Consider the following 13,447-nt stretch of genomic DNA (forward strand, 5'->3'; position numbering starts at 1 on the left):
CGGGCTAGTCAGGAAAATGCACAGCGATATGTGCTATTCTGCAGAGGAACCCTCAATCTGAGACATGATTTCGGCAATCACCTGGCCCCATAGTTCTGGCGGTTGGGCGCCCGGCACTGCGTGTTGGTTGGCAACGATAAAGGTTGGCACGGAGTTGACACCCATCTGTCGCGAATGTGCATCGCGGTTGCGGATATCCTCGCGGTCCGAGTCCGACTTTAGCAGCTTCTGCACAACGGCGGCGTCCATCCCAACACCGTCCGCGATATCGCCCAGAACCTCGTGATCGCCGATGTCGCGCGCCTCGACAAAATAGGCGTTGAACAGGGCGTCCACGACATCGTTTTGCTTGCCCTCAATCCCGGCCCAGTGGATCAGTCGGTGCGCATCCAGTGTGTTCGGGGTGCGCTTCATTCCTTCGAAATCAATACTCAGCCCGGCGTTTTCGGCATGTTCGACAACCGGTGCATAGGCACGCACAGCGCCATCCTTGCCGCCAAATTTCTGCTCAAGATACGCGCGCCGGTCCATACCGCCGTCTGGCATATCGGGATTCAATTGGAACGGATGCCATTCGATGACAAAGGGATGGTTGGGCACGTCCGCCAGCGCCTTGTCCAGATGGGTCTTGCCGATATAGCACCACGGGCAGATCGGATCGGACATGATATCGAGTTTGACGGTCTGGGTCATTCAGGCGTCGCCTTGAAATAGGCCGGCAGGGCGCGGCGCAGGAGTTTTCCGTTACCGCCCGTGGGCAGAGCAGGCAGATGGACAAAGACGCGTGGTTGTTTGTAACGCGCCAACTTGTCGGACACATAGGCCTGCAAGGCGGCTTCGTCCAGTTCTTCAGGGCCGGTATAGAAGGCGGCTATCACAAATGTGTCTGGCTTGACCTCGACCGCGGCGGCTCCGGCCTGCGCGATGCCCGGATGATGGGACAGTACCGCTTCGACCTCGACCGGTGAGACCCGATAGCCGCCTGCGTTCATCATATCGTCGTTACGGCCCAGATATGTGATTTGTCCATCTACGGCCATGACCCCCTGATCTCCGGTCAGAAACCAATCGCCCTGCATGCGGGCCTCGGCCTCGCCCGGGGCGTTGAGATAGGTCAGCATCAGGCCGGGATCGTCCCTGTGGACCGCAATGGTGCCTTCCTGCCCTTGAGGCACCGGGCCATCAGGGCCGAGAATCGCAACGCGCCGCCCGGGCTGAGGTCGGCCCAGCGCTTCGCCCTGGGCCGGATGGGTTGGGTTTGACGAGACGAAGGTTGAACATTCGGACATGCCGTAGGCTTCGTACAGTTGGGTGCCGGTGGCTTGCATCCAGTGTTCGTGCAAAGGGCGGGACAGCTTTTCTCCGGCGCAGAGGCCGTGCCGCAGATCGGGTAAGTCAGGCAGAGGCCGCTGTAGAAGTTTTCGATACACACCCGGGGCGGCAGCAAAGATCGACGCCTTGTGTCGGCGCAGCAGGGCGGGCAGGTTGGCCAGTTCTGTGTCGGGGTGCGGGATCAGTGCCGTTGCACCAATGGTCCACGGATCCATCAGCCCTGTGCCCAGAGTGTATGTCCAGTTGAACGCGCCCGCGTGGCATAGCCGGTCGTTTTCACGCAACCCATACCATCCATCCACCATCATCTGCCGCGCCCAGATCGCCCTGTGGGCATGCGCCACTGCACGGGGATTGCCCGAGGTGCCCGACGTATAAACCACGTAAGCCAGCCGGTTCGGATTGCCCATGGCGAAAGCAGCGGGCGGCAGATCGCGCATCCGGGTTAGCTGATCCAGCTCCACCTGCTTTGGATGCGGCGCGCAGGCGATGGACGGGTCACGCAAAACGGCCGCTGGTGACAGGTCCGAGATTATCTGGGCGGTTTCCGGCTCGGTCAGTTGGGCCGAAGTGGGTACAGGGATGACCCCAACCGCAATTGCACCCAAATAGGCGATAGGAAACTCGACCGAGTTCCCCAGGCGCATAAGCACGATATCTCCGGGGTTCAGACCGGCCTGCAACAGGCCCGTGCCTGTGCCAAGAATGGCTGATTCCAGATCGGCAAAGCTCCAATCCTCGGTGCCTGTTTCGCCAAGGATCGACAGGGCCGTTTTGTTCGCAAGACGCCCGGCCTGACGCAGCACATGCGCGGCCATGTTGAATGGCGCGGGGCATGGCGGTGGCGAGCCCTGATCGAATACAGACAGCATGCCATCTGGCTATCGCGGCCTCTGTCGCGTTGCAAGCACGGTGCGCTGCGCCTATAGAGTGCGTCATGACCTCAAGCGACCCCAAATCCCTGATCCGCATTGCCCGCGACAATGGGACGGATACCCATGTTGAACCCTTGGACCTAGGCGCGCGGGTGCGCGAATTGCGCAAGGCGCGGAACTGGACGCTGGAGCAGGCGGCCAATCAGGCGGGGCTGGCGCGCTCGACCCTCAGCAAAATTGAAAACGGTCAAATGTCGCCGACCTATGAGGCGCTGAAAAAGCTGGCGACCGGGCTCGAAATCTCAGTGCCGCAGCTTTTCACCGCGCCGCAACGCGATCAGGTGATCGGGCGCATGGCGGTGACAAAGATGGGGGCCGGAACCGCTCATCCCACTGCCACATATGAACATGAGCTGCTGGCAGATACGCTGACCAAAAAGCAGATGCTTCCCTATCGTGCCCGTGTGCGGGCCCGGTCGATGGATGAGTTTGATGGTTGGGTGCGCCACGACGGCGAAGAATTCATGTATGTGCTAACCGGTATCGTGCGGCTATATACCGAATTCTACGAACCCGTCGAAATGCGCCGCGGGGACAGCGCTTATTACGACGGTAGTATGGGCCACAATGTCATATCCGTGAGCGACGAGGATGCGACAATCCTTTGGGTAACTTCGCTGACCTAAAGCAGCTTGGCTTCGCGGTTCAGGGACTCGGTAAACAGAAAATCCTCAAGCTCTTCGTGTGCTTCGTTCACGGTCAGATGGTGGCGTTCGGCAAGATAGGCTTCAAATTGTTTGCGATCGTTGCGCACACGCGCCATGTCCTTGTCCCGCAGGTTTGGAAACCTGCGTTTTGCACGTGCGTAAGACGCTCCCCAATCTTGCGTCAGATCAGCCCAGTTCAACATCTGCGAGCCTTCCTTTATTCCGGTTTCAGGACTGCTCTCCCCCGAAACAGCGTAAGGAGTGGGTGGCTGGGCTGCGCACATGACAAAATGTCGCAGGTTGTTGGTGCGCATCCGATGCAAAAAAACCCACTGCGGTGATCCCGCAGCGAGTTGAATCGCCTGACGCAAAAGGCCGGTTAACTGGTTTGTGTGTCTTCAGCCTTGAACAGCCAGTTCAGAACTATGTGCCCGATAAACACTGCAATAATCTGCATCACGATGAACATCGGAATATGCGCTGGGTAGATGCCTGCGAAAGTATCGGTAAAGCCTCTTGCGATGGTTACCGCCGGATTGGCAAAACTTGTGGATGACGTGTACCAGTAGGCGCCAGTGATATAGAGGCCCACAAGCGCTGGTACCGTATCGGGTTTGTGCCGAATTCCGCCGAAAATCACGAACAGCAGGCCCAGCGTGGCGATGATTTCCGAGAACCACTGGTGCGATCCGGTGCGGTGCAGGGTTTCGGATGTCTGAAGAATCGGCAGGTCGAACATATAGTGGCAGGCCCAGACACCCATGATCCCGCCTGCGATCTGCACCACCATGTAGGGGGCGACGGCAGCCCATGGGTGTTCGCCGCGCAGGGCAAAGGCCAGTGTAACCGCCGGATTGAAATGCGCACCGGAAACCGGCCCCAGCGTCGTGATGATCGCGTAGAGCATGCAGCCCGTCGCAATCGCGTTCGCCAGCAGCGCCAGCGCAATGTTTCCGTCGGACAGGGTCTGGGCCATGATCCCTGATCCGACAACACCAATCAGCAGGAAGGCGGTGCCCAGAAACTCGGCGAAATACTGGCGGGCGCTCATTGGATGTCTCCGATACGTTTGAGTTGCGCGGTTAGTTCAGCGTTGCCCAGGGTCTCGACCGGCAGGTCCAGCAAAGCCGCTGCGCGACGCCCGAGAATATCGTAAGCGGTACGAAAGGCCTCGTCCCAGTCCTCCTCGGACGCGGCTGCGGGATCCTTGACACCCCAATGGGCGCGCACCGGGGCACCGGGCCACACGGGGCAGGTTTCCTCGGCCGCCGATCCGCACACCGTAATCACCATATCCATCTCGGGGGCGTCGTCAGCGGCGAATTCATCCCAGCTTTTTGACCGAGAGTCGGACAGGTCGTGGCCTACACTTTCCAACAGGGTCAGAGATTGAGGATGTACTTTCCCAGTAGGGTTCGAGCCGGCCGAGAATGCGCGCAATCGACCATCGCTGGTATGATTGAAGATCGATTCCAACAGGATCGACCGGGCTGAGTTGCCGGTACACAGAACAAGTATGTTCATTTGGAAGAGTCCTTGGAGTGGGCGTGGATCACTCGGCCATGCGACCGATGTCGTCCACCTTATGTTGCAGGGAAATACGGTCGAGCGTTTCAAACGGCAGGCTGACAAAGGCTGTGATCCGGTTGCGCAGCAGGCCATAAGCCTGCTGGAATGCCAGATGTTTCTGCGCATCGGTGCCTTCGGTCTTTACCGGGTCGGCCAGACCCCAATGGGCGCTCATCGGTTGGCCCGGCCATGTGGGGCAGGCTTCGTTGGCGGCGTGATCGCAGACCGTGAAAACAAAATCCATTTGCGGAGCTGCGTCACTAGCGAATTCATCGACGGATTTCGAGCGCAGGTTGGATATCTCATAGTCTTTCTGACTCAACAGCTCGATCACTTCGGGGTGTGGTTGGCCCGAGGGGGCGGTGCCAGCCGAATATGCGCGAAACTGTCCGTTACCTTCGGCGTTCAGGATTGCTTCGGCCATGATCGAACGGGCCGAGTTGCCGGTGCAGATAAACAGCGCGTTCAGAACGCGGTCAGGGCTGGTCATGATTGGATCTCCGGAGGTTTGCAGGCAGAGGTCGGGACGGTTTTGGCAGCAATCGCCCAGAAGCCCGTTGAACAGGCCCCGCACGGCAGGCAGATTGGCTGAATAATGCAGAGATGTGCCGGTGCGCGACTGAACGATCAACTCAGCCGCCTTCAGCGCATTCAGATAGGTCGACGTTGTGTTTGGTTTCAGTGCCAGAGCGTCGGCGATTTCTCCGGCGGGCACAGAATCCGGGTAGCGGCGCATCAGCAGCTGAAACAGGTCCAGCCGTTTGGGGTGCGCCAATGCGCTCAATCTGTCGTGTATCTCTATTTCCATAATTCATGAATTATGGAAATAGAGTGCTCAGGTCAATCCTGATACCACCAGACTTGTGGCATATATTCCGGCCCGTCTCCGTAAATTGGCAGAACCTCGGGGAATTTCAGCTCTTTGGCGTGGGCGATACGGCCAACATCAAAACTCCAGATCGGAATGACATAGCGCCCAGCGGTCAGTACCCGGTCCAACGCGCGGGTGGCGGCCACGAAATCCTCACGGCTTTCCGAGGTCAGCATCGCGTCGATCAACCCGTCCACAGCGGGCGAGGCGACGCCCATAAGGTTGCGTGTACCCGGCGTGTTGGCGTTTTCGCTGCCCCAATACAGACGTTGCTCATTCCCCGGAGACAATGACAAAGCGCGGCGGAAGATGGTCATGTCAAAATCAAGATCCGCGGTCCGCTCGGTAAACTGCGCGGCGTCCACCTTGTCTACGGTGACTTGAATGCCCAGACGCTCCAGCGCTCCGATATAGATGTCGATCGCGGTCTGGTTATCCGTGTCGCCCTGTTGCAGAAGGACCGTGATCGTAAAGGGGTCGCCTTTTTCATTGCGCAGCACGCCGTCCTTGATGGTCCATCCTGCCTCGGCCAACAGCCTGGTGGCGGCGCGGATATTGGCACGATTACGAGCCGACCCATCGCCCTCGGGTGGGGTGTAACCTTCGATAGTGCCCGGAGGCAGATCATCGGCATAAGGCAGTAGCAGGTCTTTAACCTTGCCTGTCGCCTCACCCGGCTGCATCGCAAGCTCTGATCCCGAGAAGTAGGACGTGATCCGCGGCTGCGCGCCGCCGGTGATCGTGTCGTTGATGAACTCGAAATTGAAGGCCAGCGCCAGCGCCTCGCGTACGCGCCAGTCATCGAAAGGCGCTTTGCGTGTATTCATCACGAACCCGGTCATGCCCGAAGGCTTACCATGCGGGATTTCCGTTTTGATCACGTCGCCACGCTGAACGGCAGGAAAGCCATATTGGGTGTCCCATTTGTCGGCATTGAATTCGCGGACAGCCGACAGTTCTCCGGCTTTGAAGGCCTCGAACAGGACAGTGCCGTCGCCATAAAACTCGATCCGCATATCGTCCAGATTCATGGTGCCCTTGCGAAACGGAATATCGGCGCCCCAGTAATCCGGATTGCGGCGCAGGTTCACATAGCGGCCCGCTTCATAATCGTCGATCACGTAGGGCCCGGTGCCAATTGGCACATCATGCAGTGATGCATCGGCAAAGTCTTTCCCCTCCCACTGTGATTTTTGCAGGATCGGGCGCATCCCGGCGATCAGGGCAAGTTCACGGTCCGGGGTATTAAAGGTGATCCGAACACTGCGTGGCCCCGTCTGTTCAATGCTGTCTATTTTTCCCCAGAGGCCGCGATACCGCAGGTGCCCCTCGGTTCCCAGAGTCTCATACGACCAGATCACGTCGTCCACAGTGACCGGGCTACCGTCGGAAAAACGGGCGTTTTCCCGAAGCGTGAATTCGACCCAGGACCGGTCATCTGCTGTCTCAACTGATTCGGCTAAGAGGCCGTAAAGAGTGAAAGGTTCGTCCCAGGATCGGCCCATCAGGCTTTCATGGGTCCAAAATCGCAATTGCCAGGGTGACGTGCCTTTTTGCACAAACGGGTTCAAACTGTTATAGCCGCCCGTATTTCCAAAAACGACCTTCCCACCTTTGGGCGCGTCCGGATTTGCATAGGGCAAAGACACAAAATCCGGTGGTAGAGCAGGGTCTCCGTACATAGCTATGCCGTGACTCGAATCTGCCAGGGCCAGGGATGCGGAAAAAACGGCGGTGATTCCCGCAATTGCAGGAAGAACGGGTCGGAGATAATTGGCACTCATTTTGGAAACAATCCTGCTCTGGCCTTATTTTGTTTGGGATTCATCGTACCGATGATTTTTCTTATTTTCAAACTTTTAGCTTGGACGGATGCAAGGAATTGCTTATAAAGGATGCACTGCTCGATAGGTTTCTTGCCTGTATGAAACCTGCCTCAATAACTTAACGCCCGCTTCGTGCGGGCGTTTTTTTATGCAGAATCTGCCCTGAGGCATGGCCCATATCATTCCCCGTTTTCTTTGCAAGTGCAGCATGGCACTGTGTCCGCAAATTGGACATGAGACGGAGAACGGCCATGAGCCTGTCGGGAAAAACTGCCATCATCACAGGATCGAATTCGGGGATTGGACTGGGCGTTGCGCGCGAACTGGCCAAGGCCGGGGCCGATGTGGTTCTGAACTCATTTACGGATCGGGACGAGGATCATGCACTTGCCGCGGAGATCGGCAAGGAGACAGGAACCAATGCGCGCTACATCAAGGCGGACATGTCAAAAGGCGATGAATGCCGCGCGCTGATCGAACAGGCGGGGGCCTGCGATATTCTGGTGAACAACGCAGGCATTCAGCATGTCGCCGCGATCGATCAGTTTCCGGTCGAAAAATGGGATGCTATTATTGCGATCAACATGAACTCGGTCTTTCACACGACCGCAGCCGCGCTACCGATGATGCGCGAGGCCGGCTGGGGACGGGTGGTGAATATCGCTTCGGCGCACGGATTGACCGCGTCTCCGTACAAGGCGGCCTATGTGGCAGCCAAGCACGGGGTGGTCGGCATGACCAAAACCGTGGCGCTGGAGACGGCGCAGGAGCCGATCACCTGCAACGCCATCTGCCCGGGTTACGTTCTGACCCCGCTTGTCGAATCGCAGATTCCCGACACGATGAGGGAGTACAACATGAGCCGGGAGGATGTGGTGAAGAACATCTTGTTGGAACGGCAGCCGTCGAAAGAGTTTGCGACGGTCGAACAACTCGGCGGAACAACGGTGTTCTTATGTTCCGATGCTGCGGCGCAGATCACTGGAACGACGATCTCGGTCGATGGGGGTTGGACGTCGTTGTGAGGTCGGATGGGGGCTCTGCCCCCATACCCCCGAGGTATTTCTGAACAGAAGAAGGGGCGTGCGCGTGAAAAGACTCAATCTGGCTTTGCAGGGCGGTGGGGCGCATGGGGCGTTTACCTGGGGCGTGCTTGATCGGTTTCTGGATGAAGAGGACATTGAGGTTGCCGCGATTACGGGAACGTCGGCAGGCGCGCTGAACGGCGCGGCTTTCAAGTCCGGGATGGTGCGCGCAGGCCGGGAAGGCGCGCGTGAGTGTTTGGACGGACTGTGGAAGCGTATGGGGGCGGTAGGCGATATGCGGATCGCGCATTGGATGCGTGGCGTGGAACCGGCGCATATCGCTCAGGCTTTGGAATACGCGGCGCCGTTCTCGATGGCGGATGCGTGGTCGCGGTTGGTATCGCCGTATGCCTATGGTCCATTTTACAAAAATCCGTTGGAAGCGGTCGTGGACCGGTTCAATTTCGACGAGATTTGTGCTGATGACGGCCCGGGCCTGTTCGTGTGTGCCACCTGTGTGCGCAGCGGCAAGATACGTGTTTTCAAAGGGCGGGAGATTTCAACGGATGCCATCCTTGCCTCGGCCTGTTTGCCGAACCTGTTTCAGGCGGTCGAGATTTATGACCCCAAATCTGGCCGGACCGAGGCTTATTGGGACGGGGGGTTTACCGGCAATCCGGCCCTTTATCCTTTGTTCAACGATGGCCTGCCAGAGGACGTAGTGATCGTGAATATCAACCCGCTGGAGCGCGGTGAGGTTCCGAAGACGCCGCAGCAGATTCAGAACCGGATCAACGAGATCAGTTTCAACTCATCCCTGTTTCGCGAGCTCCGGGCGATCAATTTCGTGCAGCGTCTGCTGTCTGAAGGTAAGTTGAAGGCGGGCGAGATGAGCCGCGTGCTGGTGCACATGATTGCAGATGATGCGTTGATGAACGACCTGTCAGCCGCGACCAAGACGGTGCCGAACCCGATTGTTCTGCACAGGTTGAAGCAAGCGGGCCAGGCCGCCGCGCATCAGTTCCTGCGCGATCACAAGGCTGATCTGGGCGAGCGGAGCACCGTCGATCTGCCTGCGATGTTCGGGTGATCATTCTAGCGGTTGCGTCGGGTCTTTCTCGTTCGGATATACCAAGCCTGCGGAGATAACCAGTTTCGCGGCGTCTTCGATGGACATGTCCAGCAGGATTACGTCTTCTGCCGGGAAGAACAGCAGGAAACCGGATGTCGGGTTGGGCGTTGTGGGAACAAACACGCTCAGCAACTCGCCGCTTGTTTCGGCCCGTTGGCTGACTTCGCCACGGGCCGTTGTTGAGACGAAACCGATGGCCCAGATGCCGCGGCGCGGATATTGGATCAGGCACGCTTTTTCGAATGACCGTTCCGTCTGGGCAAAGACGGTTTCCGAGATTTGCTTGATGCCGGAATAGACCGAGCGGACAACCGGCATACGGTCCACGACGCTTTCGGCGAAATGGATCAGGGACCGACCCAGGATGCCCTTGGCGATCCAGCCGACGATCACTGTAAAGATCAGGAATATGATCACGCCCACGCCGCGCAGGTTGATGCCGACATATTCCTGCGGCTGGAAGCGTTGCGGAACCAGTGGCAGAACCGCGCTGTCAATCCAGCCAACAACGGACCAGATGAGCCAGACCGTCAGCCAGACCGGAGCAATGACGACGATGCCCGTCAGAAACGACCCACGCAACCGGGAAAACAAGCCCGGGCGGCGATGGGGTTCTTCGTCAAATGGTGTGTTCATTGCGGTCCTGAGTGATTTTGCGGATTTAGTTAATCAGTCCTGCGCTTTGGTACAATAGGGCAGAACTACGCGACATCCGACAGCGCCCGCGCGATTCCAGCGGCCAGCCGTGCGTTGTTGCGCACCAAAGCGATATTGGCGGTGAGCGAGCGGCCTTCGGTCTTTTCAAAAATCCGTTGCAGTAGATAAGGCGTAACGTCCTTACCCGTGATCCGATGCGCTTCGGCATCCGCCTGCGCCGCGGCAATGATCGGGGCCAGTTCTTCGGCCGGGATTTGGTCGGTGATGGGAATTGGGTTGGCAACCAACTGTCCGCCGGGCAAACCCAGCGCGCGACGGGTGGCATGTGCTTTGGCGATCTCTTCAGGGGTGTCCATACGCAATGGCGCCGGAAGGGGGGATTTGGCTGACCAGAAGGCCGGGAATTCATCCTGACCGTGGGCGATAACCGGTACGCCCAGCGTTTCGAGAACCTCCAGCGTTTTTGCCAGGTCGAGGATGGCTTTGGCCCCGGCGGCGACGACGGTCACAGGGGTCTGCGCCAGTTCATGCAGGTCGGCGGAGATGTCGAATGAGGTCTCGGCCCCCTGATGGACGCCGCCGATCCCTCCGGTCGCAAAGACATCGATACCGGCAAAATGTGCAGCGATCATGGTGGCGGCGACCGTGGTTGCACCGGTGCCACCCGTGGCGATACAGGCCGCCATGTCTGCGCGCGAGATTTTGGCGACGCCCTGGGCGGTGCCAAGCCGTTGCAATTGTTCGGGTTCCAGACCGACATGCAGCTTCCCCCCGATCACTGCGATTGTCGCAGGTGTTGCGCCTGCATCGCGGATATCCTGTTCGACCTGCGCGGCGACCTCGACATTTTGCGGGTAAGGCATGCCGTGGGTAATGATGGTGCTTTCCAGCGCGACGATGGGCTGGCCTGCCTGTTTAGCGGCGCGGACCTCGGCAGAGTATTGGATGTCGATCACAGTGGGGTTTCTCCGGAAACATAGGTGGCGGCTGCGTGCAAGGCGCGTGTCAGGGCCGCGTCATTGGATGCGCCGCCAGATTCTGATGCGATGTGAGCCGCCATGAACGTATCGCCTGCGCCTGTTACGCGTGTGACAAGTACAGATGGGGGCTTTTGGGTCAGGATTTCATCGGCGTCCCCGATTGTGGCCGAGTTACCACCATCGGTGACCAGCACCCGCAGCGCGCCGCGATCCAGCAGCCCTTTGGCGGCAGATTCGGAATCGTCGAATTCGCGCTGGCACAAGATCCCGGCCTCTTCGAGGTTTACATAGAGTGTCGCGCGGGCGTGTTTCAGAAATGGCAGCAGACGCTCGGCTTTGCCGGGTGAGGCCGGGGCAACGCGCAGGTCGGCACGCGCAAAGGCGGGGCTTTGGGCGATCTCTTCCAGCAGGTCCAAAGTCAGATTGCCGTCCAGCGCAATGGGCCCTTCATAGGGCGTGTTCTCAAACCCTAAAGGCCCGTGCAATAAGGGGCGCAGGATCTTGGCTCCTGCAGCTTCCAGCGAATGCGCATCGGCGATTGCGGCAATCAGCCCATTTGCCCCTTCGACGGCCATGTAGCGATCCGTCGGCAGGTCTTGCGAGCGATATACGTGATCCGTGACCATCCCAAGACGCGAACAGGCGTGAACCAGTTCATCCCCTTCGGGGTCGCGGCCAATGGCAGTCAGAAGCGTCGGGGTCATGCCGAAACGCACCAGTGTCATGGCGATATTCATGGCCACGCCGCCGGGCAGGCGGGTGATGCGGCCCGGCACGTCTGATCCTTGCCGCATGGCACTGGCAGAGCGCCCGATAATATCCCACAGGACCGAGCCGATACACAGGATTCCGCTGTTCTGAGTCATGCCCCGTGTCATGCCGCAGCCCCGGCGCGGGCGCAAGGGTTAACGCTCACATTGCTCAGCGCATTGCAGCAAGCAGAGTGTTCAGCGCGTCCAGAGAGTTATCCTGCGACCAGATCTCATCGCCGATACCAAAGAAATCGGTGCTGTGAGTCAGATCGCGGACCAATTCGGGTGTCAGGCCGCCTTCGGCGACAACCGGGACTTCGATCATCTCGGACCACCACTGGAACAGGTCTTTTTCGGCCTGCGTCCCATCGCCCAGTGTGGCTGTGCCGACCGGGCCGAAGGCGACGTAATCCGCACCATGCTCGCCTGCTGTCATGCCGTCATGGCTGGAAGCCCCGCAGAAGCTGCCGACAATCGCGTCTGCGCCCAGTTCTTTGCGGGCGGCCCGGATGGACCGCGCGCCGTCATCCAGATGCACCCCGTCCAGACCCAAGCGCTGCGCCAGCAGCACATGGTTGGAAATCACGATGGCCACATCGCGCGCATGCGCTACTTCGCGGCATGCATCGGCGGCACGCGAGATGGTGTCTTCGTCGCTTCCCGCCAGAGCAAGGCGAATACACGCAATTTCGACCCCGTCCAGCACGCGGCCCAACTGATCGGGGAATGTGCTCAGCGCGATGGTCGGAGGCGTGATCAGGTAAATCTGCGGCTGCTCGGAGGTGTCCATGGCGCGTCCTTCGGTGTTCAGTCTGTGGCGCGGTTTAGCCGATTGAGCGGGGGAAGCAAACTTTTTAGCCTCCGGCGGAGGTATTTAGGAACAGAAGAAGCCAGGGCGGCTTGCCCTTGGTTTATGTCGCGATTAGAGCAGGCGGAGTTTTTCGGAGTGAGCCATGCCCAGCGATACATCCCAGCCATCTTTTGTGCTCGTGCGCCCGCAAATGGGTGAAAACATCGGTGCGGCCGCGCGGGCGATGTGGAATTTCGGGCTGGACCGGATGCGGATCGTGGCGCCGCGCGACGGGTGGCCGAACCCCAAGGCCGTGGCGATGTCCAGCGGGGCCGGGCGGCTGCTGGATGAGGCGCAGTTGTTTGACGATCTGGCAGGCGCGCTGGCCGACAATACATTCGTCTTTGCCACCACAGCACGGCAGCGCGGGTTGACCAAGCCGGTTTACAGCCCCGAACGCGCCATGCAGATCGCGGCCGAGAAAGTGGCAGCGGGTGAGAAGGTTGCCGTGCTGTTTGGCCCCGAGCGGGCAGGGCTGGAGAATGAAGATATCGCCAAGGCCAATGCGATCATCTCAGTCCCTGTGAACCCCGAATATGCCTCGTTGAACCTTGGGCAATGTGTGTTGCTGACAGCCTATGAGTGGATGCGCCAGACGGGTGACGTTGTTCACGAAGCCACCGATCTGGGAAAGGGTGACTGGGCCACGGGGATCGAGGTTGAAAAGCTGGTCGAACACTACGAAGACCGGCTGGAACAGGCCGGGTTTTTCTACCCGCCCGAAAAGGCCGAAGGGATGAAGGTCAATCTGCGCAATTTGTGGTCGCGGATGCGGATGACGCGGGCCGATGTGCAGATGCTGCACGGGATCATGCGTCAGATGGTCCGTTGGAAGGAGAAGGGCTAAGGCTGGACCTCGGTCCGGCAACGC

General features: G+C 59.1%; 15 protein-coding genes. 4 read left to right on the forward strand and 11 right to left on the reverse strand.

Going from position 1 to position 13,447, the window contains the following annotated elements:
- Nucleotides 1-33: 33 nt before the first annotated feature.
- Together ACP0GE_RS19280 and ACP0GE_RS19285 are read right to left on the reverse strand one after the other, a co-directional pair.
- A complete protein-coding gene (locus ACP0GE_RS19280; RefSeq protein ID WP_424833520.1) occupies nt 34-693 on the reverse strand; it encodes a DsbA family oxidoreductase in 660 nt (219 codons plus the stop codon).
- Entirely contained in the window at nt 690-2,204 is a 1,515-nt protein-coding gene (locus ACP0GE_RS19285) for a class I adenylate-forming enzyme family protein (protein WP_424833521.1), read from the reverse strand. The genes ACP0GE_RS19280 and ACP0GE_RS19285 overlap by 4 nt, the downstream gene beginning before the upstream one ends.
- 65 nt (nt 2,205-2,269) lie before the next feature.
- Between ACP0GE_RS19285 and ACP0GE_RS19290 the strand changes: the two genes are divergently transcribed.
- On the forward strand, nt 2,270-2,893 hold the full coding sequence (locus ACP0GE_RS19290; RefSeq protein WP_424833522.1) for a helix-turn-helix domain-containing protein: 624 nt from the start codon (nt 2,270-2,272) through the stop codon (nt 2,891-2,893).
- Here ACP0GE_RS19290 and ACP0GE_RS19295 read toward each other — a convergent pair.
- The 5 genes from ACP0GE_RS19295 to ACP0GE_RS19315 all read right to left on the reverse strand — a co-directional run bounded on the left by ACP0GE_RS19295 (nt 2,890) and on the right by ACP0GE_RS19315 (nt 7,138).
- Nucleotides 2,890-3,117: a hypothetical protein gene (locus tag ACP0GE_RS19295; RefSeq protein WP_424833523.1), complete on the reverse strand. Its 228-nt coding sequence runs from the start codon at nt 3,115-3,117 to the stop codon at nt 2,890-2,892. The genes ACP0GE_RS19290 and ACP0GE_RS19295 overlap by 4 nt on opposite strands.
- A gap of 176 nt (nt 3,118-3,293) precedes the next feature.
- Complete coding sequence (locus ACP0GE_RS19300) at nt 3,294-3,965, reverse strand: aquaporin (protein ID WP_424833524.1); 672 nt, start codon at nt 3,963-3,965, stop codon at nt 3,294-3,296.
- The gene (locus ACP0GE_RS19305; RefSeq protein WP_424833525.1) at nt 3,962-4,438 is read right to left on the reverse strand and encodes an arsenate reductase ArsC; all 477 of its coding nucleotides are present in this window, start codon (nt 4,436-4,438) and stop codon (nt 3,962-3,964) included. The genes ACP0GE_RS19300 and ACP0GE_RS19305 overlap by 4 nt, the downstream gene beginning before the upstream one ends.
- Before the next feature lie 28 nt (nt 4,439-4,466).
- Nucleotides 4,467-5,291 carry a helix-turn-helix domain-containing protein gene (locus ACP0GE_RS19310; protein ID WP_424833526.1) on the reverse strand — a complete coding sequence of 275 codons (825 nt, stop codon included), beginning with the start codon at nt 5,289-5,291 and terminating at the stop codon, nt 4,467-4,469.
- Nucleotides 5,292-5,323: 32 nt separating this feature from the next.
- Nucleotides 5,324-7,138, reverse strand: coding sequence for an extracellular solute-binding protein (locus tag ACP0GE_RS19315; RefSeq protein WP_424833527.1), 1,815 nt, complete (start codon nt 7,136-7,138; stop codon nt 5,324-5,326).
- Nucleotides 7,139-7,431: 293 nt separating this feature from the next.
- Here ACP0GE_RS19315 and ACP0GE_RS19320 point away from each other — a divergent pair, with 293 nt between their 5' ends.
- Nucleotides 7,432-8,205 carry a 3-hydroxybutyrate dehydrogenase gene (locus ACP0GE_RS19320; RefSeq protein ID WP_424833528.1) on the forward strand — a complete coding sequence of 258 codons (774 nt, stop codon included), beginning with the start codon at nt 7,432-7,434 and terminating at the stop codon, nt 8,203-8,205.
- A gap of 64 nt (nt 8,206-8,269) precedes the next feature.
- The gene (locus ACP0GE_RS19325; RefSeq protein ID WP_424833529.1) at nt 8,270-9,295 is read left to right on the forward strand and encodes a patatin-like phospholipase family protein; all 1,026 of its coding nucleotides are present in this window, start codon (nt 8,270-8,272) and stop codon (nt 9,293-9,295) included.
- Here the strand turns inward: ACP0GE_RS19325 and ACP0GE_RS19330 are convergent, their stop codons facing one another.
- The 4 genes from ACP0GE_RS19330 to ACP0GE_RS19345 all read right to left on the reverse strand — a co-directional run bounded on the left by ACP0GE_RS19330 (nt 9,296) and on the right by ACP0GE_RS19345 (nt 12,516).
- Nucleotides 9,296-9,973 carry a DUF502 domain-containing protein gene (locus ACP0GE_RS19330; protein WP_424833530.1) on the reverse strand — a complete coding sequence of 226 codons (678 nt, stop codon included), beginning with the start codon at nt 9,971-9,973 and terminating at the stop codon, nt 9,296-9,298.
- 65 nt (nt 9,974-10,038) lie between these two features.
- Nucleotides 10,039-10,950, reverse strand: a complete 912-nt coding sequence (locus ACP0GE_RS19335) for a pseudouridine-5'-phosphate glycosidase (RefSeq protein ID WP_424833531.1) — start codon at nt 10,948-10,950, stop codon at nt 10,039-10,041.
- The gene (locus ACP0GE_RS19340; protein ID WP_424833532.1) at nt 10,947-11,840 is read right to left on the reverse strand and encodes a PfkB family carbohydrate kinase; all 894 of its coding nucleotides are present in this window, start codon (nt 11,838-11,840) and stop codon (nt 10,947-10,949) included. Before ACP0GE_RS19340 ends, ACP0GE_RS19335 begins: the two co-directional genes overlap by 4 nt.
- Nucleotides 11,841-11,895: 55 nt before the next feature.
- Nucleotides 11,896-12,516, reverse strand: a complete 621-nt coding sequence (locus tag ACP0GE_RS19345; RefSeq protein WP_424833533.1) for a thiamine phosphate synthase — start codon at nt 12,514-12,516, stop codon at nt 11,896-11,898.
- 163 nt (nt 12,517-12,679) lie between these two features.
- Between ACP0GE_RS19345 and ACP0GE_RS19350 the strand changes: the two genes are divergently transcribed.
- Nucleotides 12,680-13,423: an RNA methyltransferase gene (locus ACP0GE_RS19350; RefSeq protein WP_424833534.1), complete on the forward strand. Its 744-nt coding sequence runs from the start codon at nt 12,680-12,682 to the stop codon at nt 13,421-13,423.
- Nucleotides 13,424-13,447 lie beyond the last annotated feature (24 nt).

The organism is Ruegeria sp. (assembly GCF_965243365.1).
In the GTDB taxonomy this organism is placed as follows: domain Bacteria; phylum Pseudomonadota; class Alphaproteobacteria; order Rhodobacterales; family Rhodobacteraceae; genus Ruegeria.

Coding starts and splice junctions, on each gene's coding strand:
- ACP0GE_RS19280 (WP_424833520.1), bottom strand. CDS start 693: ATGACCCAGACCGTCAAACTCGATATCATGTCCGATCCGATCTGCCCG.
- ACP0GE_RS19285 (WP_424833521.1), bottom strand. CDS start 2,204: ATGCTGTCTGTATTCGATCAGGGCTCGCCACCGCCATGCCCCGCGCCA.
- ACP0GE_RS19290 (WP_424833522.1), top strand. CDS start 2,270: ATGACCTCAAGCGACCCCAAATCCCTGATCCGCATTGCCCGCGACAAT.
- ACP0GE_RS19295 (WP_424833523.1), bottom strand. CDS start 3,117: ATGTTGAACTGGGCTGATCTGACGCAAGATTGGGGAGCGTCTTACGCA.
- ACP0GE_RS19300 (WP_424833524.1), bottom strand. CDS start 3,965: ATGAGCGCCCGCCAGTATTTCGCCGAGTTTCTGGGCACCGCCTTCCTG.
- ACP0GE_RS19305 (WP_424833525.1), bottom strand. CDS start 4,438: ATGAACATACTTGTTCTGTGTACCGGCAACTCAGCCCGGTCGATCCTG.
- ACP0GE_RS19310 (WP_424833526.1), bottom strand. CDS start 5,291: ATGGAAATAGAGATACACGACAGATTGAGCGCATTGGCGCACCCCAAA.
- ACP0GE_RS19315 (WP_424833527.1), bottom strand. CDS start 7,138: ATGAGTGCCAATTATCTCCGACCCGTTCTTCCTGCAATTGCGGGAATC.
- ACP0GE_RS19320 (WP_424833528.1), top strand. CDS start 7,432: ATGAGCCTGTCGGGAAAAACTGCCATCATCACAGGATCGAATTCGGGG.
- ACP0GE_RS19330 (WP_424833530.1), bottom strand. CDS start 9,973: ATGAACACACCATTTGACGAAGAACCCCATCGCCGCCCGGGCTTGTTT.
- ACP0GE_RS19340 (WP_424833532.1), bottom strand. CDS start 11,840: ATGACTCAGAACAGCGGAATCCTGTGTATCGGCTCGGTCCTGTGGGAT.
- ACP0GE_RS19345 (WP_424833533.1), bottom strand. CDS start 12,516: ATGGACACCTCCGAGCAGCCGCAGATTTACCTGATCACGCCTCCGACC.
- ACP0GE_RS19350 (WP_424833534.1), top strand. CDS start 12,680: ATGCCCAGCGATACATCCCAGCCATCTTTTGTGCTCGTGCGCCCGCAA.